This window comes from Mesorhizobium sp. W050 (genome assembly GCF_054719535.1).
The window spans coordinates 4,641,742-4,662,864 of sequence record NZ_JBTTIH010000001.1; the positions used below are offsets into that span (position 1 = coordinate 4,641,742).

Annotated in this window: 21 protein-coding genes; 15 read left to right on the top strand and 6 right to left on the bottom strand. The window is 64.6% G+C overall.

Going from position 1 to position 21,123, the window contains the following annotated elements; genetic code table 11:
• Positions 1 to 67 precede the first annotated feature (67 nt).
• Genes ACYG9Y_RS22370 through ACYG9Y_RS22380 form a run of 3 tightly spaced genes read right to left on the bottom strand, consistent with a single transcriptional unit; the run spans position 68 to position 4,819 of the window.
• Positions 68 to 1,393, bottom strand: a complete 1,326-nt coding sequence (locus ACYG9Y_RS22370; protein WP_023738116.1) for an ActS/PrrB/RegB family redox-sensitive histidine kinase — start codon at positions 1,391 to 1,393, stop codon at positions 68 to 70.
• A 32-nt stretch (positions 1,394 to 1,425) separates the two neighbouring features.
• Complete coding sequence (hrpB, locus tag ACYG9Y_RS22375; RefSeq protein ID WP_023738115.1) at positions 1,426 to 3,888, bottom strand: ATP-dependent helicase HrpB; 2,463 nt, start codon at positions 3,886 to 3,888, stop codon at positions 1,426 to 1,428.
• A gap of 40 nt (positions 3,889 to 3,928) precedes the next feature.
• The gene (locus ACYG9Y_RS22380; RefSeq protein WP_023738114.1) at positions 3,929 to 4,819 is read right to left on the bottom strand and encodes a DMT family transporter; all 891 of its coding nucleotides are present in this window, start codon (positions 4,817 to 4,819) and stop codon (positions 3,929 to 3,931) included.
• Between the two features lie 26 nt (positions 4,820 to 4,845).
• On the opposite strand from ACYG9Y_RS22380, the gene ACYG9Y_RS22385 reads away from it, so the two are divergent.
• The 15 genes from ACYG9Y_RS22385 (at position 4,846) to ACYG9Y_RS22455 (ending at position 19,365) form a co-directional block, all read left to right on the top strand.
• Positions 4,846 to 5,544 carry a PIG-L deacetylase family protein gene (locus ACYG9Y_RS22385; protein ID WP_023738113.1) on the top strand — a complete coding sequence of 233 codons (699 nt, stop codon included), beginning with the start codon at positions 4,846 to 4,848 and terminating at the stop codon, positions 5,542 to 5,544.
• A 253-nt stretch (positions 5,545 to 5,797) separates the two neighbouring features.
• Positions 5,798 to 7,129: an ABC transporter substrate-binding protein gene (locus ACYG9Y_RS22390; protein WP_023738112.1), complete on the top strand. Its 1,332-nt coding sequence runs from the start codon at positions 5,798 to 5,800 to the stop codon at positions 7,127 to 7,129.
• Between the two features lie 229 nt (positions 7,130 to 7,358).
• Positions 7,359 to 8,306, top strand: coding sequence for a carbohydrate ABC transporter permease (locus ACYG9Y_RS22395; protein ID WP_031198535.1), 948 nt, complete (start codon positions 7,359 to 7,361; stop codon positions 8,304 to 8,306).
• Complete coding sequence (locus ACYG9Y_RS22400; RefSeq protein WP_023711245.1) at positions 8,303 to 9,253, top strand: carbohydrate ABC transporter permease; 951 nt, start codon at positions 8,303 to 8,305, stop codon at positions 9,251 to 9,253. The genes ACYG9Y_RS22395 and ACYG9Y_RS22400 overlap by 4 nt, the downstream gene beginning before the upstream one ends.
• A gap of 214 nt (positions 9,254 to 9,467) precedes the next feature.
• Positions 9,468 to 9,671: a hypothetical protein gene (locus ACYG9Y_RS22405; RefSeq protein ID WP_023694181.1), complete on the top strand. Its 204-nt coding sequence runs from the start codon at positions 9,468 to 9,470 to the stop codon at positions 9,669 to 9,671.
• 2 nt (positions 9,672 to 9,673) lie between these two features.
• Entirely contained in the window at positions 9,674 to 10,786 is a 1,113-nt protein-coding gene (locus ACYG9Y_RS22410) for an ABC transporter ATP-binding protein (protein WP_023738111.1), read from the top strand.
• Positions 10,779 to 11,792, top strand: coding sequence for an ABC transporter ATP-binding protein (locus ACYG9Y_RS22415; RefSeq protein WP_023738110.1), 1,014 nt, complete (start codon positions 10,779 to 10,781; stop codon positions 11,790 to 11,792). The genes ACYG9Y_RS22410 and ACYG9Y_RS22415 overlap by 8 nt, the downstream gene beginning before the upstream one ends.
• A 60-nt stretch (positions 11,793 to 11,852) precedes the next feature.
• Positions 11,853 to 13,493, top strand: coding sequence for a dihydroxyacetone kinase subunit DhaK (locus ACYG9Y_RS22420; RefSeq protein WP_460223141.1), 1,641 nt, complete (start codon positions 11,853 to 11,855; stop codon positions 13,491 to 13,493).
• A 70-nt stretch (positions 13,494 to 13,563) separates the two neighbouring features.
• Positions 13,564 to 14,166, top strand: coding sequence for a dihydroxyacetone kinase subunit DhaL (gene dhaL / locus ACYG9Y_RS22425; RefSeq protein WP_023668780.1), 603 nt, complete (start codon positions 13,564 to 13,566; stop codon positions 14,164 to 14,166).
• Complete coding sequence (dhaM, locus tag ACYG9Y_RS22430) at positions 14,163 to 14,552, top strand: dihydroxyacetone kinase phosphoryl donor subunit DhaM (RefSeq protein ID WP_023738108.1); 390 nt, start codon at positions 14,163 to 14,165, stop codon at positions 14,550 to 14,552. Before dhaL ends, dhaM begins: the two co-directional genes overlap by 4 nt.
• A gap of 21 nt (positions 14,553 to 14,573) precedes the next feature.
• A complete protein-coding gene (locus ACYG9Y_RS22435; RefSeq protein WP_023738107.1) occupies positions 14,574 to 14,876 on the top strand; it encodes an HPr family phosphocarrier protein in 303 nt (100 codons plus the stop codon).
• Positions 14,860 to 16,446 carry a phosphoenolpyruvate--protein phosphotransferase gene (gene ptsP / locus ACYG9Y_RS22440; protein ID WP_023738106.1) on the top strand — a complete coding sequence of 529 codons (1,587 nt, stop codon included), beginning with the start codon at positions 14,860 to 14,862 and terminating at the stop codon, positions 16,444 to 16,446. The genes ACYG9Y_RS22435 and ptsP overlap by 17 nt, the downstream gene beginning before the upstream one ends.
• Positions 16,447 to 16,456: 10 nt before the next feature.
• Complete coding sequence (locus ACYG9Y_RS22445; RefSeq protein ID WP_023725853.1) at positions 16,457 to 16,882, top strand: hypothetical protein; 426 nt, start codon at positions 16,457 to 16,459, stop codon at positions 16,880 to 16,882.
• A 22-nt stretch (positions 16,883 to 16,904) separates the two neighbouring features.
• Positions 16,905 to 17,891, top strand: a complete 987-nt coding sequence (gene dhaK, locus ACYG9Y_RS22450) for a dihydroxyacetone kinase subunit DhaK (RefSeq protein WP_023738105.1) — start codon at positions 16,905 to 16,907, stop codon at positions 17,889 to 17,891.
• Between the two features lie 448 nt (positions 17,892 to 18,339).
• Complete coding sequence (locus ACYG9Y_RS22455; RefSeq protein ID WP_023668787.1) at positions 18,340 to 19,365, top strand: nucleotidyltransferase family protein; 1,026 nt, start codon at positions 18,340 to 18,342, stop codon at positions 19,363 to 19,365.
• A gap of 8 nt (positions 19,366 to 19,373) precedes the next feature.
• On the opposite strand, the gene ACYG9Y_RS22460 is transcribed toward ACYG9Y_RS22455, so the two are convergent.
• The 3 genes from ACYG9Y_RS22460 to ACYG9Y_RS22470 are packed head-to-tail and all read right to left on the bottom strand — an operon-like array spanning position 19,374 to position 21,087.
• Positions 19,374 to 20,369 carry a phosphoenolpyruvate carboxykinase (ATP) gene (locus ACYG9Y_RS22460; protein ID WP_023738104.1) on the bottom strand — a complete coding sequence of 332 codons (996 nt, stop codon included), beginning with the start codon at positions 20,367 to 20,369 and terminating at the stop codon, positions 19,374 to 19,376.
• The gene (locus tag ACYG9Y_RS22465) at positions 20,366 to 20,800 is read right to left on the bottom strand and encodes a lasso peptide biosynthesis B2 protein (RefSeq protein WP_023668789.1); all 435 of its coding nucleotides are present in this window, start codon (positions 20,798 to 20,800) and stop codon (positions 20,366 to 20,368) included. The genes ACYG9Y_RS22460 and ACYG9Y_RS22465 overlap by 4 nt, the downstream gene beginning before the upstream one ends.
• Complete coding sequence (locus ACYG9Y_RS22470) at positions 20,800 to 21,087, bottom strand: PqqD family protein (RefSeq protein WP_023684213.1); 288 nt, start codon at positions 21,085 to 21,087, stop codon at positions 20,800 to 20,802. Before ACYG9Y_RS22470 ends, ACYG9Y_RS22465 begins: the two co-directional genes overlap by 1 nt.
• Positions 21,088 to 21,123 lie beyond the last annotated feature (36 nt).

Consider the following 21,123-nt stretch of genomic DNA (forward strand, 5'->3'; position numbering starts at 1 on the left):
GCCTTAATTTTACGCAGATATAGTTCCTGAACGCCATTGTCCAATTTTGCCGCCTCCGCCAAGGCTTTTACGCGGTGTCGAACATCGAGATCCCCACCGATTCCGGGTTGAGGAAGACGGTGCGGGGCCACGATATCTGCACGATGGCGCCTTCGCCCAGTCCGCTCGAATTGCGGAAATCGAGCGTGGCGCCGGAGCGTTCGAGCAAGGTCTTGGCTATGAACAGCCCGAGACCCAGGCCACCGCCGGCCTCGTTGCCCTGGCGCGTCGACATATAGGGCTCGCCGATGCGGTCGATGATTTCGGGCGGAAAGCCCGGCCCGTCATCGATGATCGAGAAGGTGACGTCGAGTTCGTCCCAGCTCCATCGCACCGTCACACTGTTGCGGGCGAAGTCGACGGCGTTCTCGACCAGATTGCCGAGGCCGTAGATGACGCCGGGGTTGCGTCGTCCCACCGGTTCGGGGCCGACGCGCTCGCCCGGCCGAAGCTTGATCGAGATGCCGAAATCGCGGTGCGGCGCCGTCACCTCCTCGACCAGCGAGGTCAGCGGCAGACGCGACAGATGCGCCTCACCCTCGGAGGACAGGCTGGTCAGCCGCTTCAGGATCTCGCGGCAGCGCTCGCTCTGCGACCGCAACAGCTTCACATCCTCACCATATTTCGGATCGTTACCCAGCGCCTTCTCCATTTCCTTGGAGACAAGGGCGATGGTGGCGAGCGGCGTGCCGAGTTCGTGCGCGGCGGCGGCGGCGAGGCCATCGAGCGCCGACAGATGCTGCTCGCGCTGCAACACCAGTTCGGTGGCGGCAAGCGCATTGGCGAGCAGGCGGGCTTCCTCGGCGACGCGGAAGGCATAGATGGCGGTGAAGGCGATCGAGGAAAACACCGCCATCCATATGCCGGCGACATAGATGAACGGCATGGGCAGCGGCGCGCCCTCATACCATGGCAGCGGCTGGTGGAAGAAGACCAGCAACGTGGCCGCCGCCATGACCAGCGCGCCGAGCACCGCAGTCAGCCGCAGCGGCAGCGACGCCGCCGAGATGACGACGGGCACGGTCATCAGCACCGAGAACGGGTTGGTGAGGCCGCCAGTCAAATAGAGCAGGCCGGCAAGCTGCAGGCTGTCGAAGGTCAGGATGAAAAAGGCTGAGAACGGGGTCAGCCGGTGCGCTGCCGGATAGCGGAAGGTCAGCACCAGGTTAAGCCAGGCCGAGCAGGCGACCAGCGCGAAGCAGAGGCTGACCGGCAGCGGGAATTTGAGCCCATAGGCGACGACCAGCACCGCCAGGCTCTGGCCGACGATGGCCAGCCAGCGCAGCCGGATCAGCGTGTTGAGGCGCAGCCGCTGGCTTTGCTGGAAGTCTGGCGCGTGCACGATGTTGATCATGGCCAAGGATTATAGCCGGGAAAGGACGAGCGCTAGGTCCCTCGCGGTTTGGCGCGGGCGGTGGCCGCAGCGAGCAGCGGATTTTCCGGCCAGACATGGCGGGGATAGCGGCCGCGCATGTCGGTGCGCACATCGGCCCAGGAGCCGCGCCAGAAGCCGGGCAGGTCGCGCGTCGTCTGGATCGGCCGGTGCGCCGGCGACAACAGCTCGAGCGTCAGCGGCACGGTGCCGTTGGCGATTGCCGGATGGCGGTCAAGGCCGAACAGTTCCTGCACGCGGATGGCCAGCACCGGCCATTCGCCGTCATAGCGGATCGGCACATGGCTGCCGGAGGGCGCGTCGAAATGGGTCGGCGCCAGTGTGCCGACCTTGCGCTGCAATTCGTGCGGCACCAGCGCCATCAGGCCTGACGACAGCACGCCGGGATCGATCGCGGCGAAGGATGCCTTGCCCGAAAGGAACGGCAGCAGCCAGTCGTCGAGGCCTTCGAGCAGGGCGGGTTCCGAAACATCGGGCCAAGGCGCGCCGAGGCCGCGATGCAGCCAGCCGAGCCGTTGGCGCAGCGTCTCGCCGTCCTTGCCCCATTCCAGCAGCGACAGGCCGTGCTCGCGCAAGGCATCCAGGATGGCGCGGTCGGCGTCTGTTCCAGTTGGTGCGGGCAGCATGCGCTCCGACAAAGTGATGGCGCCGAGCCTGGCGGTCTCGCGCACGCGCACCGCGCGCCGCTCGCGGTCGAAGCTTGTCTCGCGGCGCGTCTCGATCCTGTCGGCGAGAGCGGCACGGATGTCGGTCTCGTGGACCGCGGCCGCGGCGGTTATACGGGCGTTTTGCGCCTTGCCTTGCAGATCGGCGACGACCAGCCAGGTCTCACCGGCCAGCGGATCGGCGGCTTCGAGCATGGCGCCGGAGCCGTTGGCGAGCACGAAACGCCCGCGCTCGCCGCGCGCTCTGGCGACACGGTCCGGCCAGGCGTGGATGAGGAGAAGACCGGCAGAAGCGGTTTCGCTGCTCTTGGGGCCGCCCGCCTCCTTCGCCAATCGCCCGGCAAGCTGCCTTGCCGCAACGGCGCGCGGTGACTTTTCGGTGCGGAAGCGCATCAAGCGCCGTTCGAGGTCGGCGCCGTCGCCGCCGAGACCACGCTCGGTGAGCAGGACGGCTAGCATCGCAGCCTCGAGCGCGTGGCCGCCGCCAGCGGCTTCAGCGACCATGTGTGCGAGCCGCACGGGCAGCGCCAGCTTGCGCATCGCGCCGCCCGCCTCCGTCAGCCGGCCGGCCGCATCGATGGCGTGCAGCGCCAGGAGCAGCGCCCGCGCCTCGTTGAGCGCGGGAATGGGCGGCGGATCGAGGAAGGACAGGCTTGCGGGATCGGCGACGCCGAAGGCGGCGCAATCGAGCAGTAGGCCGGACAGGTCGGCTTCGAGAATCTCGGGTGGGGTGAAGGCGGGAAGGGCCGCCGTCTGCTCGGCCCGCCACAGGCGGATGGCGACGCCTGGCTGTGTACGCCCGGCGCGGCCGGCGCGCTGATCGGCGGACGCCCTGGAAACGCGCACCGTCTCCAGCCGGGTCAGGCCGCTCGCCGGTTCGTAGCGCGGCAGCCGCGACAGGCCGGAATCGATGACGACGCGCACGCCGTCGATGGTGATCGAGGTCTCGGCGATCGACGTCGCCAGCACCACCTTGCGGCGGCCCGGCAGCGGCGGTTTGATGGCGGCATCCTGCGCCCTGTTGTCGAGCTGACCGTAGAGCGGCACGATGTCGGTGTCGGCGCCGAGGCGGCTCTGCAGCCGCTCGGCCGTGCGCTCGATCTCGCGCTGACCGGGCAGGAAGGCGAGCACGCTGCCGCTCTCGCCGGCAAGAGCGGAGCGGATCGCCTTGGCCATGGCGTCTTCGATGGGAACGCCGGCTGGCCGCTCGTCGTATCTGACATCGACGGGGAACGCACGGCCTTGGCTTTCGATCACCGGGGCGCCGGACAGGAGTTTCGCGACGCGCGCGCCATCGAGCGTTGCCGACATCACCAGCAGCCGCAAATCCGGCCGCAGCGCGCCCTGCACGTCGAGCGCCAGCGCCAGGCCGAAATCGCCGTCGAGCGAGCGCTCGTGGAATTCGTCGAAAATCACCGCCGAGACGCCGGGCAGCTCGGGATCGTCTAGGATCATGCGCGCCAGGACGCCTTCGGTGACGACCAGGATTTTTGTCCGGGCCGATGTGCGGTTTTCCATGCGCATGGCATAGCCGACAGTGGCGCCGGGCTCTTCATCAAGCAATTCGGCCATGCGGCGGGCGGCGGCGCGGGCGGCGAGCCGGCGCGGTTCGAGCAGGACGATCTTGCCGGCGACCAGCCAGGGCGCATCGAGCAGCGCCAGCGGCACCAGCGTCGTCTTGCCGGCGCCGGGCGGCGCCACCAGGACGGCGCTGTTGCCGGAGCCGAGCGCCTCGCTCAGGGCCGGCAGCACGGCGGATACCGGAAGCTCCGGCAAGGATCTCGTCGTCATTGCGTCCGCATATCAGCGGTCACCACAACCGTGCAACGGCTCAAAGCCTTGTGCGTGAAAACGGGTTCCAGCGCACCGTGCCCAGCCGCACCTCCTCGCGCACCATGGTGAGCAGGCCGGACGCGCCGACGACGGCAAGGCCGACCAGCGATATCCAGTCCGGATACTCCTGGAAGAACAGCGCGCCGAGGATGACCGCCCAGGCGATCTGCGAATAATGCGTCGGCGCGATGCGGTTGGCCGGCGCGTATTTGGCGGCCAGCAGCTGCAGCAATTGGCCGCCGGCGGTAAAGGCGCCGCCCAGCACCAGCCACAGCAGTTGCATGGCGTTGGGGAGGGTGAACGATGTGGCGATGGTGCCGGCCCCGTTGAACAGCAGCCCGTAACCGATGAGCACGCCGAGCATGGTGGTGCGCTTTTCCTGCTGGGCGAGCGACCGCATCAGGATGACGCTGGCCGCGGCGAGGAAGGCCACCGTGAAGGCGGCAAGGTGTCCGAGATGCAACTCGCGAAAACCTGGCCGCACCACCAGCATGACACCTGCAAAGCCGGCAACCACCGCCAGCCAGCGCCATGGACCGACCTTTTCTTTCAGGATGACGGTCGAGAGAATGGTAACGCAAAGCGGCGCCAGGAAGATCAGTGCATAGGTCTCGGCCAGCGGAATGGTGGTGAAGGCGTAGACGCTGAGCACGCCCGAGGCGATGCCGGCCCAGGCGCGGGCCTGCACCGCCCATGGCCGCCCGGTGCGCCAGAAGTCGCGCCAGCGCTCATCGACTGGGCGGCTGAAAAACAGGAAGCAGCCGGCAAACAGCGTGATGAAGAAGCCGATCTCGAAGACGGTGAACTGTCCGCCAAGGCTCTTGATAACGGCATCGCTGCACGAATAGCTTGCATAGGCGATGAGGGCGAGCAGGATTCCGTTCGTCACGTTTTTCCATTTCCGGGGAGAGTGCAGTGAAGGTATTGGCGCTCGGCGCGCATCCCGACGACATCGAGATATTCATGTTCGGTACGCTGGCTGCCTATGCCACGCAAGGCGCAGAACTGACTTTTGCCGTGGCCACGGATGGCGCCAAGGGCGGCATGGGCGACCCGAGCGTTCTGGCTCGTGTCCGCCGCGACGAGGCGGCGACCGCTGCGGCGCTGCTCGGCGCAACCCTTCGCTTTCTCGACTTTCCCGACGGCGAACTGGTGGCCGATGCGGCACTGATCGCTTCGCTGAAAGCGCTGATACGCGAGACAGCGGCGAATCTGGTGATCACGCATGCCCCCAACGACTATCACGCCGACCATCGCGCTTTGTCTGACGGCGTGCGCATCGCGGCATCCTTCACCGCTCCGGTGCTGCATGCCGACACGATGGGCGGCACTGGATTCTCACCGACGCATTATGTCGACATTTCCGCCCACGCCGATATCAAGACGCGGGCGATCCGCGCGCACCAGTCGCAGTGGCCGGAGCAATATGTCGACAGAGCGCGCGTCCAGAATGAGTTTCGCGCCGGGCAATGCAACAGCGTTCCCGGCTCTCTGGCCGAGGCCTTCCGATTCGAGCCGACATTTCCCTTCGCCGACATCCGCGCGCTGCTGCCGCCCGCGCCCCCTGTCCGGCCGGTGACGCCGCAGACGAAAATTGTAGGCGACCCCGGGTAGCAACTTCCGGGCGAGCCGTCCGGCAATCATTTCCCAACGATTTCAATCGCCGTTTCGCCATGTTGCGGCGCAGCGACGAATTCGCTTGCCTTGTTTAGTAAAAATTGCATCACTAAACAAATTACTAAACATCTGCGGCGCACCGCGCCGCCCTAGCGACGCATAGCGCGCCGTGTTTAGCCCCTCGGAGGAGCGAGGGTTAAGGGGTTCTTGAAACGGCCATCCGGGCGCGTTTCGCAAATGGGAGGAAGACATGAAATCGAGCTCGAAACTGGCGTTGGGGCTGGCCTCGGCGATTACCGCGTCGACAGCCGTCTCGAACGCGGCGCACGCTGAAGACCTGACGCTTTGCTGGGCCGCCTGGGATCCGGCAAACGCGCTGGTCGAACTGTCCAAGGATTTTACCAAGGAAACCGGCATCGGCATGAAATTCGAATTCGTGCCGTGGACCAACTATGCCGACCGCTTCCTCAACGAGCTCAACTCGCACGGCAAACTGTGCGACCTGATCATCGGCGACAGCCAGTGGATCGGCGGCTCGGCCGAGAACGGCCACTACGTCAAGCTGAACGACTTCTTCGACAAGGAGAAGATCAGCATGGACGACTTCGTGCCGGCAACAGTCGTCGGCTATTCCGAATGGCCGAAGAACACGCCGAATTACTGGGCGCTGCCGGCCATGGGCGACGTCGTCGGCTGGACCTACCGCAAGGATTGGTTCTCCAAGCCGGAGCTGCAGAAGGAATTCAAGGAAAAATTTGGCTGGGATCTCGGCCCGCCGACCACCTTCGACCAACTGAAGCAGGTCGCCGAGTTCTTCCAGAAGCGCGAGATAGACGGCAAGACCGTCTATGGCGCCTCTATCTACACCGAGCGCGGCTCGGAGGGCATCACCATGGGCGCCATGGACGTGCTCTACAGCTTCGGCTTCCAGTATGAAAACCCGAAGAAGCCCTACGAGATGGAAGGCTTCGTCAATTCGCCAGACGCGGTCAAAGGCCTGGAGTTCTACAAGTCGCTCTACGATTGCTGCACGCCTCCGGGTGCCTCGAACAGCTATATGGGCGAAGGCGTCGACGCCTTCAAATCCGGTCAGGTGGCCATGCACATGAACTTCGCCTTCACCTGGCCCGGCCTGCAGAAGGACGAGAATGTCGGCGGCGACAAAATCGGCTACTTCGTCAATCCGAAGGGTCCCGGCGGCGCCCAGTTCGCGCAGCTCGGCGGCCAGGGCATTTCGGTGGTGTCCTATTCAGACAAGCAGGAATCGGCGCTGAAATACATCAAGTGGTTCGCCAACAAGGATGTGCAGGCCAAATGGTGGTCGCTCGGCGGCTATTCCTGCCTGAACGCGGTGGTCAAGGACCCGGCCTTCCCGTCCAGCCAGCCTTATGCGCAGACCTTCCTCGACTCGATGGCGATCGTGAAGGACTTCTGGGCCGAGCCGAGCTACGCACCGCTGCTGCAGGCGTCGCAGAAGCGCTTCCACGACTATGTCGTAGCCGGCCAGGGTTCGGCCAAGGACGCGCTTGACGGCCTGGTCAAGGACTGGACGCAAGTGTTCCAGGACGACGGCAAGATGTAACCGGACCAACGGCTCCTCCCGAGCCTGACCCAGAGGCGGATGATTTTCAGGCCGAATCGACCAGAAATCATCCGCCTCGGGCTAAAAAGAGAGAGAGAGCATGATGTCGTCCGAAAACCGCTTCACACTTTTCGGCTTCATGCTCTTGGTCCCGTGCCGCCCTTGGCACGGGACGCAGTTCAGATAAATTCCAGTGTCGAGACTTGACGTGACCGAAGCAGGACTCACCATGCTCAATCGGACTGCGGAGAACGTTGCCCGGGCGACCCCGGAGCCGTTGGCCCGCAAGGTCCGGGGGATCAGCGACAAGGGCCTCGCCTGGCTGTTCATCTCGCCGACGATCCTGTTGCTCTTGGCCATCAACATCTTCCCGCTGTTCTGGGCGATCTACCTGTCCTTCACCAACTTCCGCGCGAACCGCCCGAACGAGGTGGTGAAAAACCTCGGCTTCGCCAACTACCAGCGCATCCTCGGCGACCAGGACATCTGGATCGCCATGCAGACGACGGCGCATTTCGTGTTCTGGACGATCCTGCTGCAGACGCTGATCGGTTTCACGCTGGCATGGCTGATCGACAGGAAGTTTCGCGGCCACGCCTTCTGGACGACCATCATCCTGGTGCCGATGATGCTGTCGCCGGCGGTGGTCGGCAATTTCTGGCGTTTCCTCTACGAGCCGCAGATCGGCCTGTTCGCCTACGCCATCTCGTTCGTCACCCGGATACCACCGACCGACATCCAGATGCTGTCCAACGTGTCGCTGGCGCCGTGGTCGATCATCATCGTCGACACCTGGATGTGGACGCCCTATGTCATGCTGATCTGTCTCGCCGGCCTGCGCTCCATCCCCGAATACATCTATGAAGCCGCCGAGGTCGACCGCGCGTCCAACTGGCGGCAGTTCTGGTCGATCACGCTGCCCATGGCGCTGCCCTTCATCATGCTGGCGGTGCTGTTTCGCGGCATCGAGAACTTCAAGATGTTCGACATGGTCAACCTGCTGACCGGTGGCGGGCCGGGCTCGACCACCGAGGTCGCCTCGATCACGCTGAAGCGGCAGGCCTTCGAGAGCTGGCGCACCGGATATTCCTCGGCCTTCGCCATCATCCTGTTCGTCGCGGTGTTTGGGCTGGCCAACATCTACGTCAAGGCGCTGAACAAGGTGAAGCAGAGATGAGCCTGACCACCGCCCACTCCGTCGTCGCCCCCTCGGCCAATTCGAAGCGGATCGCCGGCACGATCATCGTGCTCTACGCGCTGATCTCGATCGTGCCGCTGCTGTGGATCTTCGCCACCAGCTTCAAGACGCCGCCGGATTCGATCGCCTATCCGCCCAAGATTCTGTTCCAGCCGAGCATCGAGGGCTATTGCAACCTGTTCACGACGCGCACCAGGCAAACGCCCGAGTACATCAACTCGCTCGGACCCGCGACCGGTTTCTGCGACGAGACCTCGCGCAAGCGCAACATGGTGATTGCCGGCCCGTCCAATTTCCTGCCGCGCTTCGTCAATTCGCTGATAATCGCCTTCGGCTCGACCTTCTGCGCGGTCTTCCTCGGCACGCTGTCTGCCTATGGTTTCTCGCGCTTCAAGGTGCCGCTGGCCGATGACCTTCTGTTCTTCATCCTGTCGACGCGCTTCATGCCGCCGATCGCGGTCGCGATTCCCATCTACCTGATGTACCGCGAGCTCGGCCTGTCCGACACCGCGCTGGGCATGATCCTGCTCTACACGGCGGTAAACGTGTCGCTGGCGGTGTGGCTGCTGAAAGGCTTCATCGACGAGATCCCGCGCGAGTATGAGGAAGCGGCGATGATCGACGGCTACACCAGGCTGCAGGCCTTCTGGCGCACCGTGCTGCCGCAAGCCACCACCGGCATCGCCGCGACCGCCATCTTCTGCCTGATCTTCGCCTGGAACGAATATGCCTTCGCGGCACTGCTCACCTCCGGCACGGCGCAAACCGCACCGCCCTTCATCCCGACTATCATCGGCGAAGGCGGCCAGGACTGGCCGGCGGTGGCGGCCGGCACGACGATCTTCCTGGTGCCGATCCTGGTCTTCACCATCCTGCTTCGCAAACAATTGCTGCGCGGCATCACCTTCGGCGCGGTACGCAAATGATTGGTGTGTCAAGTCGACCCCCACTCCGTCGAGCTTCGCTCGACACCTCTCCCCCGATCGACGGGGTAGAGGAAGGACGCGAACTTCATTCAGGCAGGCTGCCTTCCTCTCCCTCCGGAGGGGGGAGAGGTGACGCTGCGAAGCAGCGACGGAGTGGGGGAACCACCTGGCAACCGTCTCGCCCCGTTGCCGGGCAGAAGGAAGGCAGCTACGCATGACGCGCCCAGCCATCTCCAAAAAGTCATCCTGGCCTCGCTGGGCCCGGCGCGGCCTGATGGAAAACATTGCGACGGCGCTCATCGCCGTCGGCTTCCTGATGCTGTTCCAGCCTTTCGCGCTCGCGCTCTACACCTACTCCTTCATCACTATGCTCGCCGGCACAGTGATGTTCATCATCGTCTCGAAATTCCCGGAATAATCATGGCCGAAATCCGCGTCCAACATTTGAGAAAGGCCTTCGGCGATTTCGTCGCCGTGCAGGATTCCAGCTTCATCGTCGAGGATGGCGAGTTCTTCGTCATGCTTGGCCCGTCGGGCTGCGGCAAGACGACGACGCTGCGCATGATCGCCGGGCTGGAACTGCCGACGGGCGGCCAGATCCTGCTCGGCGGCGAGGATGTCACCATGCGCCGGGCGCGCGAACGCGACATCGCCTTCGTCTTCCAGCTTTTCGCGCTCTATCCGCATATGAATGTGCGCAAGAACATCGGCTTCCCGCTTCTCGCGCAAGGCATGCCGTCGGCCGAGATTCGAAGCCGTGTCGAGGAAACGGCGAAGCTGCTGCGCATCGACCATCTGCTCAACAAATCGGTCTCGGGCCTTGCCGGCGGTGACCGCCAGCGCGTGGCGCTCGGTCGCGCCATCGTGCGACGGCCAAAATGCTTCCTGATGGACGAGCCGCTCGGCACGCTCGACACCGAATTCCGCGATCTGATGGTGCATGAGCTGCGCGAGCTGCACAACCGCATCCACGCCACCACCGTCTATGTCACGCACGACCAGATGGAAGCGATGTCGATGGCCGACAAGATCGCCGTCATGAACCATGGCGTCATCGAACAGTTCGGCAGCCCGCGCGAAATCTACGACCGCCCGGCAACCATGTTCGTCGCCGACTTCATCGGCTCGCCGCCGATGAATTTCCTGGGCTTCGGTGGCGGGCTGGCGAAGGGGGCGAAGGAAATCGTCGTCCAGGGCGCCAAGGTGGCGGTGCCGGAAGTGCGCGAGGAAATTGCGCCCGCCGACATGGCGCTCGGCATCCGTCCCGAGCACATCCGTTTCGACGATGCGTCGAAACTGCGCGGCACCATCTACGGCACCGAATATCTCGGCACGACGCAGATCGTGGCGGTGGAGACGGCGGACGGCATCATCAAGGCGCGGGTGCCGGCCGAAATCCGGCTCGCTGCCGGCGATCATGTCGGGCTGACGTTGAACAGCGTGCGGCTGTCGCTGTTCGACAAGGGCTCGGGTCGGGCGGTGCGCACCGCGATCCACGATACCGCCTCTCAAGGGAGAGCGCAGCATGGCTGACGTGCACATCAAGGGCGTGACCAAAAGCTTCGGCGACCATGTCGCCGTCGATGGCCTCGACCTTAACATCGCCGATGGCGAATTCGTCGTGCTGCTCGGCCCGACCGGCGCCGGCAAGACGACGACGCTGAGATTGATCGCCGGACTGGAGCGGCCGGATGGCGGCACGATCCATATTGGCGGCCACGATGCGACGACGCTGTCGCCGGCCGAGCGCGACACCGCCTTCGTGTTCCAGCAATATTCGCTCTACCCGCATCTGTCGGTCTACGACAACCTCGCCTTCCCGCTGCGTTCGCCAGCGCGGAAAGTACCGGAGGACCAGATTCGCCGCCGCGTCGAAGAGGTGGCGAAGATGGTGCGCATCCACCACAAGCTGAACAACCGCTCGACCAAGCTTTCGGGTGGCGAAATGCAGCGCGTCGCCATTGGGCGCGCGCTGGTGCGCAAGCCGTCGATCTATTTGATGGACGAGCCGCTGTCGTCGCTCGACGCCAAATTGCGCGCCGATCTCAGGCTCGAACTCAAGCGCATCCAAGCCGAGCTCGGCGCCACCATGCTCTATGTCACGCACGACCAGATCGAGGCGATGACCATGGCGGACCGCATCGGCATCCTCAACAATGGCGTGCTGGTGCAGATCGGCACGCCGCGCACCATCTATTCCGAGCCGGCAAACCTTCATGTCGCCGCACGGCTCGGCCAGCCGGCGATCAATCTGCTGCCAGCGGGACTGCTGCCTGATGGTGGGGCGCCGACCGGAACCAAGACCATCGGCGCGCGCACCGAGCATCTGTCGATCGAGAAGACCGCAAACGGCCATGCCGACGGCGTCGTCGACTGGGTCGAACATCTCGGGGACCAGAACCATCTGCATGTTACGGTCGGCCCGAAGAAACTGGTGACGCTCACCGACCCCGATACGGATCTGGCCGAGGGCGACAAAGTGGTGATCCGCTACCGCTCGCCGCTGTATTTCGGCGCCGACGGACAAAGGCTGATGTGAAGATTTCGGCGGTCTAGACGCCGGCTTCTGACTGACGATTGCGAATACGGGACGAACTCGATGAAGCACTTTTTCAACCGCAGAGAAACGATCGTCACCGAGGCGCTGGATGGCCTGTTGCGGACCATCGGTTCCGGCGATCTCGCGCGCCTCGACGGTTATCCCGAGATCAAGGTCGTGCTGCGCGCCGACTGGGACAAGGCGAAAGTTGCCGTCGTCTCCGGTGGCGGCGCCGGACACGAACCGTCCCATGCCGGCTTTGTCGGCAAGGGCATGCTGACGGCGGCGGTTTCGGGCAAGATCTTCGCCTCGCCCAGCGTCGAGGCGGTGCTGGCCGCCATCCGCGCGGTGACCGGCCCGGCCGGCTGCCTGCTGATCGTCAAGAACTACACCGGCGACCGGCTCAATTTCGGCCTGGCGGCCGAGAAAGCGCGCGCCGAAGGGTTTCGCGTCGAGATGGCGATCGTCGCCGACGACATCGCCCTGCCGGATATCAACCAGCCGCGCGGCGTCGCCGGCACCTTGTTCGTACATAAGATCGCCGGCCATTTGTCGGAGACCGGTCAGGACCTGGCAGCCGTTGCTACAGCCGCTCGCGTGGCGGCGAAGGACATCATCTCGCTCGGCATGTCGCTGTCGTCCTGCTCGATCCCCGGCCAGCCACATGAAGAGCGGTGCGGCGAAAATGACGGCGAACTCGGCCTCGGCATCCATGGCGAGCCGGGCGTCGAGCGCATCGCCGTGCAGAGCGCCGACAGACTTGTGGCGATCATGGCGGAGCGGCTGGCGGTGCGGCTCGACCCGAACGCCAGCCACGCGTTGCTCATCAACAATCTCGGCTCGGTGCCGCCGCTCGAAATGTCGCTGGTCGCCAATGCCGTGCTGGCCTCGCCGCTGGCCAAGACCGTGAAGCTTGCGATCGGCCCAGGACCGCTGATGACGGCGCTCAACATGAACGGTTTTTCGCTGTCGCTGATCAAGCTCGATGCGGCGCGCGAGGCAGCCTTGCTGGCGCCTGTCGGCCCACATGCCTGGATGCCGGCCAAAACCGTCGTCGCGCCGGCTATCGTGCCTATGGCGAAAGCGGCTGGAAACAGCGCAGCCCAAAGGGCCAGCCAGGATTCCGGCACCAGGCGTTTGATCATCACGGTCTGCGAACGGCTGATCGCGCTCGAAGAGACACTGAACGGGCTCGACGCCAAGGCGGGCGATGGCGATACCGGTTCGACGGTTGCGACCGGCGCGCGCAGCGTGCTGGAACGGCTCGATGCGCTGCCGCTGGCCGACCCTGCCGCCACGCTTGCGGCTATAGGCGATAGTCTGGGCGTCGCAATGGGCGGCTCCTCAGGCGTCTTGCTGTCGATCTTCTTCACGGCGGCGGCTCAGGCTTCGAACGGCGGAGCAACCCTGTCCAAGGCGCTGCTTGCCGGGCTTGACCGGATGACCTTCTATGGCGGCGCCAGGGTCGGCGACCGCACCATGGTCGATGCCTTGGAGCCGGGGCTGAAGGCGCTCGATGCCAAGGGGCTGGATGCCGCGGCTACAGCGGCACGGCACGGCGCCGAGGCGACCGCGGCCATGGAGAAGGCGAAGGCCGGGCGCTCCGCCTATGTCGGCACCAAATTGCAGGGCGTAGTCGACCCTGGCGCCCATGCCGTGGCCGAAGTGTTCGCGGCCGCCGCGCTGCATGCAACGGCCTGACGGCATGCTTAGATTGTCGAATGAAAACTCTTGCGATACTGCCGGCAGGATCGAAACCGGGAATCTGGACATGGCAGCGTTCGACCTTGCCAGGCTGATCACCGCCGCCGCGGACACGATCGCCGCTCACTCGGAAGAGTTGACCGCGCTCGACCAGGCGATCGGCGACGGTGACCATGGGCTGAACATGAAGCGCGGGTTTGAGGCCTTGCGTGCCGATGCCGAGGCGTTTTCGGCCAAGCCGCTGCCCGAGGCGCTGAAGGCGATCGGCACCAAGCTGGTGATGACGGTTGGCGGTGCATCCGGGCCGCTCTTCGGTACATTGTTCCTGGCGCTGGGCAAGGAGATTTCGGGAGAGCCGGATCGTGCCAATCTGGCGGCTGCTTTCGGCAAGGCAATCGAAGCTGTGGCCGCCAGAGGCAAATCCCAGGTCGGTCAAAAGACCATGCTCGATGTGCTGCAACCTGTGCAGGACGCGTTGGTCGAAGGAAAGACGGCCATGGAAATTGCAGATATCGCCGACATGGCTGCCGAGGCGACCGTGCCGATGAAGGCAACACGCGGTCGCGCCTCATTCCTCGGCGACCGCTCAATCGGTCATATGGATGCCGGCGGACGCTCTGTGGCGCTGCTGGTGCGGACCGTCGCCGAAACCGTCGAGGGCCAAGCATGAGCAATGTCGGCATCGTCATCGTCTCGCATTCCCCGCTGGTTGCCGAAGGCACGGCCGACATGGTGCGGCAGATGGTGGGCGACGAAGTGCCGCTTGCATGGTGCGGCGGAAACGGCCATGGCGGGCTCGGCACCAGCGTCGAAGCGATCATGGGCGCCATCGACAAGGCGTGGTCGGAGGCGGGCGTCGCCATACTGGTCGATCTCGGCGGCGCCGAGACCAATTCGGAAATGGCGGTGGAAATGATCGGCGAGCCGCGGGCGCAGAAGATCATCGTCTGCAACGCGCCGATCGTCGAAGGCGCGGTGATGGCTGCGACGGAGGCGTCCGGCGGGGCCTCACTGAAGGAAGTGGTGGCGACGGCGCATGAATTGTCGCCGTCGTGAGCGAACGGGAATTTTGAGCGCATGTCCGCATTTGCCGAGGCCGCCGTCCTGATCACCCACGAGGTAGGTCTGCACGCGCGCCCTTCGGTGAAGTTCACCAAGCTTGCCAAGAGCTTTGCCGCCGAGGTGGAGATTGCGCTTGCCGCCAACGGCCCATGGTTCGACGCCAAGAGCATCGTCAAGGTGATGGCGGCCAGGGCGCCGAAAGGCACCATGCTGCACATCCGGGCCACAGGCGACGGCGCCGATGATGCCGTGAGAGCGCTGGCCGAGCTGGTGCGACGCGGTTTCGACGAGGATGCGGGCCATGCCCGAACCGCTTAGGCTGCAAGGCATTTCGGCGTCGGCCGGCTATGCCGAGGGGCCGTTGTTCAACCTCGACAACGGCACCGCGCACTACACGGGCAAGGCGAGCGCCGCGGACGAGAAGGCCGCATTGGAAGCAGCTATCGCCAGCGCGACGGACCGGCTCGCGACCCTGATCGAAACCGCCGATGACGAGGCCGCCGGAATTCTCGAATTCCAGCTCGCCATGCTTGGGGACGAGGCACTGACCGGCCCGGCTTTTGCCGCGATCGCGTCCGGCATGCCGGCTGACATGGCCTGGCGACAGGCGCTGGACGCCGAGATCTCCGGCTACGAAACGTCAGACCAGGACTATTTCCGGGCTCGCGCCGCCGATATCAGCGATATCCGCGACCGCGTGCTGCGCGCCCTTACCGAGGAGCAGGAGAGGGCTCCACCAGCGGGCGCCATTCTCTATGGCGAGGACATCGCGCCGACGCGCTTTCTCGAGACCGACTGGAGCACCGGCGGCGGCATCGCGCTGAGGGCCGGCAGCGCCGCCAGCCACGTCGCCATGCTGGCGCGCTCGCGCGGTGTGCCGATGGTGGTGGGGCTTGGCGCTTCGCCGGCTAATCCCGTCGGTCTGGCTCTGCTCGATGCGGAGCATGGCGGTATCGTGGTTTCGCCGACGACGACCGAGATCGAAGCGTTCCACCGGTCCTCGTCCTCGTTTGTGGCACATCTAGACAAGGCCGGAGCCTATCTCGCGAAACCGGCGGTAACCCGGGCCGGCACGACGGTGCGCGTGCAGGTCAACATCGCCGATCCGTCCGAGGTCGATGGCATCGACATCTCGACCTGTGATGGCGTCGGGCTGATGCGCACCGAATTCCTGTTCGGCAAGGCGCCGCCGGACGAGGAGACGCAATACCAGGCCTATCGCAAGGTGCTGGAATGGGCAGGCGACAAGCCGGTGACCATCCGCACCGTCGATGCCGGCGGCGACAAGCCGGTGCCGGGCTTCACCGTCGAGGAGAGCAACCCGTTCCTCGGCCTGCGCGGCATCAGGCTGTCGCTGGCAAGGCCGGAGGTGTTTCGCGTACAGATCAGGGCGCTGCTGCGCGCGGCGGTGCACGGCAATCTGAAGGTGATGTTTCCGATGATCGCCGTCGCGGAGGAGTACCAACGCGCCGCCGCTCTGTTCGTGGAGGAGCAGGCCGGGCTTGCCGCGCGCGGCGTAGCGTACAAAATGCCGCCGCTCGGGATCATGGTCGAGGTGCCGTCGGTGGCGATCGCGCCGGAAGCGTTCGCCGATGTCGCCTTCTTCTCGATCGGTTCGAACGATCTGACCCAATATGTTATGGCCGCCGCCCGCGACAACGCTGCCGTGGCACACCTCAATTCGGTGCGTCATCCTGCCGTGCTGCGGTTGATCGCGGGGGTGACCGCGTTCGGCCTGCGCGCGAAAATCCCAGTCAGCCTGTGCGGCGATGCCGGCGGCGATCCGGCATCGATCCCGGCACTGCTCGAGGCCGGCCTGCGGGATCTCTCGGTGGCTCCCGCCCAACTCGCCATGGCCAAGGCGGCCATCTCAGATGTTTCGGTCTAGGGTGACTGAGATGGCCGACAAGACACCAGAAGCCGGCTCCGAAGAGGCGATCCGCGCCTACAAGACGATCCTGTCGCAGGTCATCGACCAGCGTCCGTCGGGCATGCGCCAGCGCCTTGCCGATGCGCTTGGCAAGCACCGCAGCTTCGTCACCCAGATTTCCAGCGCGGCCTATTCGACCCCGATCCCATCAAAACATCTGCCGGCTATTTTTTCGGTCTGCCATTTCAGTCCGGCCGAGCGCGATCAGTTTCTGGCTGCCTATCATCTGGCGCATCCCGGCAAGATGTCGGTTGCGGCAGGCATGCGCAAGACCCGGCATGTCTCGCTGATCGTGCCCGATTTCGGCGACGACAAGCAGAACGCAGCGCTCGACAGGGCGATCAACGAATTCATCCAGAAGATCACCAGCATCACCGGCAGGAGTGGTGGCTGATCGTGTTGTGTCGGGAGGACACATGAAGAAGTTTATGAATTCCGTCGACACGGTGCTGACCGAAAGCCTCAACGGCTTCGTTGCAGCCCATGCCGACATCCTGGTGCTGGGCGAGGAGCACAAATTCATTCGCCGCAAGGTGCTGAAGCCGGGGAAAGTGGCGCTGATCTCGGGCGGCGGTTCCGGCCACGAGCCGTTGCATGCCGGCTTTGTCGGTCAGGGCATGTTGGACGCCGCCTGCCCCGGCCAGGTCTTCACCTCGCCAACGCCGGACCAGATACTGGCGGCGGCCGCCGCCGTCGATACCGGCGCCGGCTGCCTGTTCATCGTCAAGAACTATGAAGGCGACGTGATGAATTTCGACATGGCCGGCGAAATGGCCGACGGCGTCCTGCAGGTGGTGATCAATGATGACGTCGCCGTCGAGAATTCGTCCTTTACGACCGGCCGGCGCGGCGTCGCCGGCACGCTGGTGGTGGAGAAGATCGTCGGCACCGCCGCCGAGCAAGGCATGGCGCTGGCGGATCTCAAGGCGCTCGGCGGTCGCATCAACAGCGCGACGCGTTCGATGGGCGTGGCGCTGACCAGTTGCACGGTGCCGGCGGCCGGCAGGCCGACCTTCGAGATTGGTGATGGCGAGATGGAATTCGGCGTCGGCATTCATGGCGAGCCCGGCCGGCGTCGCGACACGTTGAAAAGCGCCGATGCGATCGCCGAAGAGATTTGCGCCGCGATCCTGGGCGATCTCGGCGACAGGGCGAAAGGCCCGGCACTGTTGTTCATCAACGGCTTTGGCGGCACGCCGCTGATGGAGCTCTATCTGATGTACAACAGCGCCCGAAACATCTTCGAAAAACAGGGCGTGACGGTGACCCGCTCGCTGGTCGGGTCCTACGTGACATCGCTCGACATGGCCGGCTGCTCGATCACGCTGACCATGCTGGATGACGAGGCAACGTCAATGTGGGACGCGCCGGTGCAAACAGCCGCGCTGCGCTGGGGACTGTAACGGAGGGGCCTTGCCCATATCCCGAACAGGCGGCTTATGAACTTGCCTTAGCCTGCGGGACCGGACGGACCGTTACCCGCAGTCACGCCGACAGATTGCCCGCCTGCAGCGCGGCTTGCCTTGCGGCCGACCGCTCCGGCTTCATCCAAACCGAAGCCGTAGAAGTCTTATCGCGGTATCGGCAGCGACGGCCCGGCCACCACGCTGGACAACTTTCCTGCCTTGCGCAGCACGGGCGCTTCATACTTTTTCTTGGCCATTCCAAACACCCTTTTCAGTCCAGTGCAAAAGAATGGACCGAAACCGTGGAAAGTCAATTCATGAGCTGGTTCTGCCACCACACGCTGGCTTCATGCATGCTTTTCTGCAACATACGCTCCTCTGAGTTGGTTGTTTGACGCAATTCCGGACGGGAATTGCTGATGTGGGCGAACGCAATCCGGGTTTGATGCTGCCATCTCTTGCGCCTGCCGATGAAAAACTGCTGCTGACCTTCGCCGACCCGGAGGCGACGGTTGCCATTGGCCGTGACGTTGCTGCCGAAAGCTTGCTGGCACTGCTCGCCAATGCCGAGTTCCACGGCGTGCTGCCGATCATGCTGCGCAAGCTCAGCGAGATCGGCGACGCCCAACTGCCTGCGGACGCAGCCTTGCGGCAAAAGCTGTCGGAACTGCGTGATCGCTCGACGCTGGCGACCGGCCAATCGATGCTGCTGCAATATCATGGCGACCGCATCATGAAGGCATTGGCGGCGAAAAATGTTCCGGCCCGCATCGTCAAGGGTCCGGTCTTCGCACGCAAACTTTACCGCCACGCCGCTGACCGGCCGTTCACCGACATCGACATTCTGGTCGAGCCGGCCAGCATCATTGAAGCCAACACGGTGATTGCCGGATGCGGCTTCGAGCTCTGGAGCGGCGAGGCGCAGTCGCAGGATCTGCAGGAGTTCAAGTGGCTGGAGAAGGAGAATACCAGCCTGCTGATCGAACTGCACGGCAACCTGGTGCATGATTCCGGCATGCGGCGGCGGCTGTCGCTGGGCTTTCGCGAATTGCAGATCATCGACGGCAGCGAGGCCGACACGCCGGCCGCGCTGCTGACCATCGCCATTGTCCACGCCGCCGGCGGGCACAAGTTCCACCGGCTGCAGCTTTGCGTCGATGTGCTGCAGGGCGTGCGCGCGCTGCGGTCGCCCGCGGATGAAGACCGGCTTTTCGAGGCGGCGCGCATCAGCGGCATCGAGCTCGAACTGGCGACGGTTCTCAATGTGACGGGGCGGCTGTTTGATGCACCGCGCGCGATCGAACTGGCCGACCGCATCAAGCCCGACCTCTCGATATTTTTGGCCAAATGGCTGATCACCGGCGATACGCTGCTCGGCGTCAATTCCAGGGACAAGATGCATTCGCGCCTGCGCCGCGACGCCTTCCGCTGGATCCAGCGCCTCGCCAGGCCAAAGCCGCATTCTGCCTGAAGTGTGCTTTAGTCCCGCGCCGCCAGCGCCGAGCGGATCAGCGGGGCCGCCTCGGCCGGGTTCGCGCCGACTTCCAGGGTAAATGTCGGGACGGCTTTGACCAGCGTTGCGATGGTTGCCATGCGGCGCTTCTGCGCCGGCAAAAGGCCGGTCATGCCGGTCCTGACATTGTCGGTGGCAAGCGCCACCATGGCGTCTGTCCTGGTCATGGGCACGAGCCGGGTTTGCGCGTCCGCCGAGCGGGCGAGATGAAACAGTGCCGCAACCGGTCTGCCGACAGTTTCCTCGATGCGGATGATCTCGGCGAGACGTTCCAGCGAGACGGCCTGCTCGCCATTGGCGTCCCATTTGTCGCCAAGGCAAGGCGCCACGAAGGGCAGCATTGCCGCGGTGTGGCGGTGGACCTTCACCTTGCGCGGCAAGCCCCAGGCCGTGATGCCGCCACCGGCCAAAACCTTGAGGATCATGGCGTCATCCGAGCACAGGCCGAAACCTTGCGACGCCAGCGCCAGCGACGTCGTCGACTTGCCGGTGCCGCTCGGCGCATGGATCAGCACGAGCGCCTCGCGGCCGGGCAATGTCAGGCCGGCGGTGTGCAGCATGTGCTGGTCGCCGGCATCAAGTGCTGCATCCAGCACCATCATCAGCACCGTCCATTTGACCTTGGCATCGGGATGGACTCGTATCTCGGCCCAGCCTCCATCGGCATTGATCGAGACGGTCTGCAGGCCGGGAAAGACCAGATGAACGGTGCCGCCACCGTCGATCAGCCGGCAATGGCCGTCCTCCGGCACCTCGCCGTCGAAAGCGAGTTTTCCGGCAGGCGATTCCGGTAACTCCCGCGTCTCGACGATGTCGACGCGGAAATCGGGCTCGACCGGCCCGCTCACGCGCAACGTGCCGAGCAAGAGGTCGAAGCTCGGCCAGAGATCGGCCCGCGGGGCCGATATGCTGATGACCTGGCCCTGGAGATCATAGCAGAAGGTGGTCGCCGGACCGGTCAAGCAGCGTGCGCCTTTCCGGCATCGGCGTGATGGCGATAGATCTGCACCATGCCGGGGAGGCTGTCCGAGACCACCGGGCGGCCATCGAGACAGACCCAGCAATGGGCAGACATACGCGGCGCCTGCATCGACTTCGGATCGACGCCGAAGCGCAGATCCGGATCGAAGCCGGCAAAGCGCAGGAAGCGGTGGGCGAGCAGGCCCTCGCGCAGGCATCTGCGGTCGCGCATCAGCCAGGGGTGCCGGACGGTCCGGTTGACGGCAGCGACGATGTAGGCTGACGACAGGCCGCGATAAGGGGTGGGTGCGCTGAGCGGCGCCCATTTCAGCACCGATTCGAAGCTGCGGCGGCCGATCAGGGTCGGCATCAGCCGCGCGCTTGCCCATAAATGGACACGAAACAAAGCGCGCAGGAGAACGCCGTCCACCATCAGGGAGCCGGGTCGGCGAGAATGCCTTCGCTCACCAGTTCGGCGGCCAGCGCCGCCATGTCCTGGTCGAGCGTGCCCTTGTCGACCTCGAACTCGTCAGACAACAGGACGACGATCTGGTCAAGGCTGCGGGCGCCGTCCACCTTGTCGAGAAAGGCTTCGGTGGTGCCGTTGCAGGTGTAAAGCTGGCCGCTGCGCGCCAAGAGCACGACGGCGCCATCGCCGACATGCTGGACCGAGGCGTCGTCCGCCAGCCGCAGAACCATTTCAGAACCGATTTGGGCCATGGAGCCCCTCCACCATTTTCCTGGAGAGCAGATAGC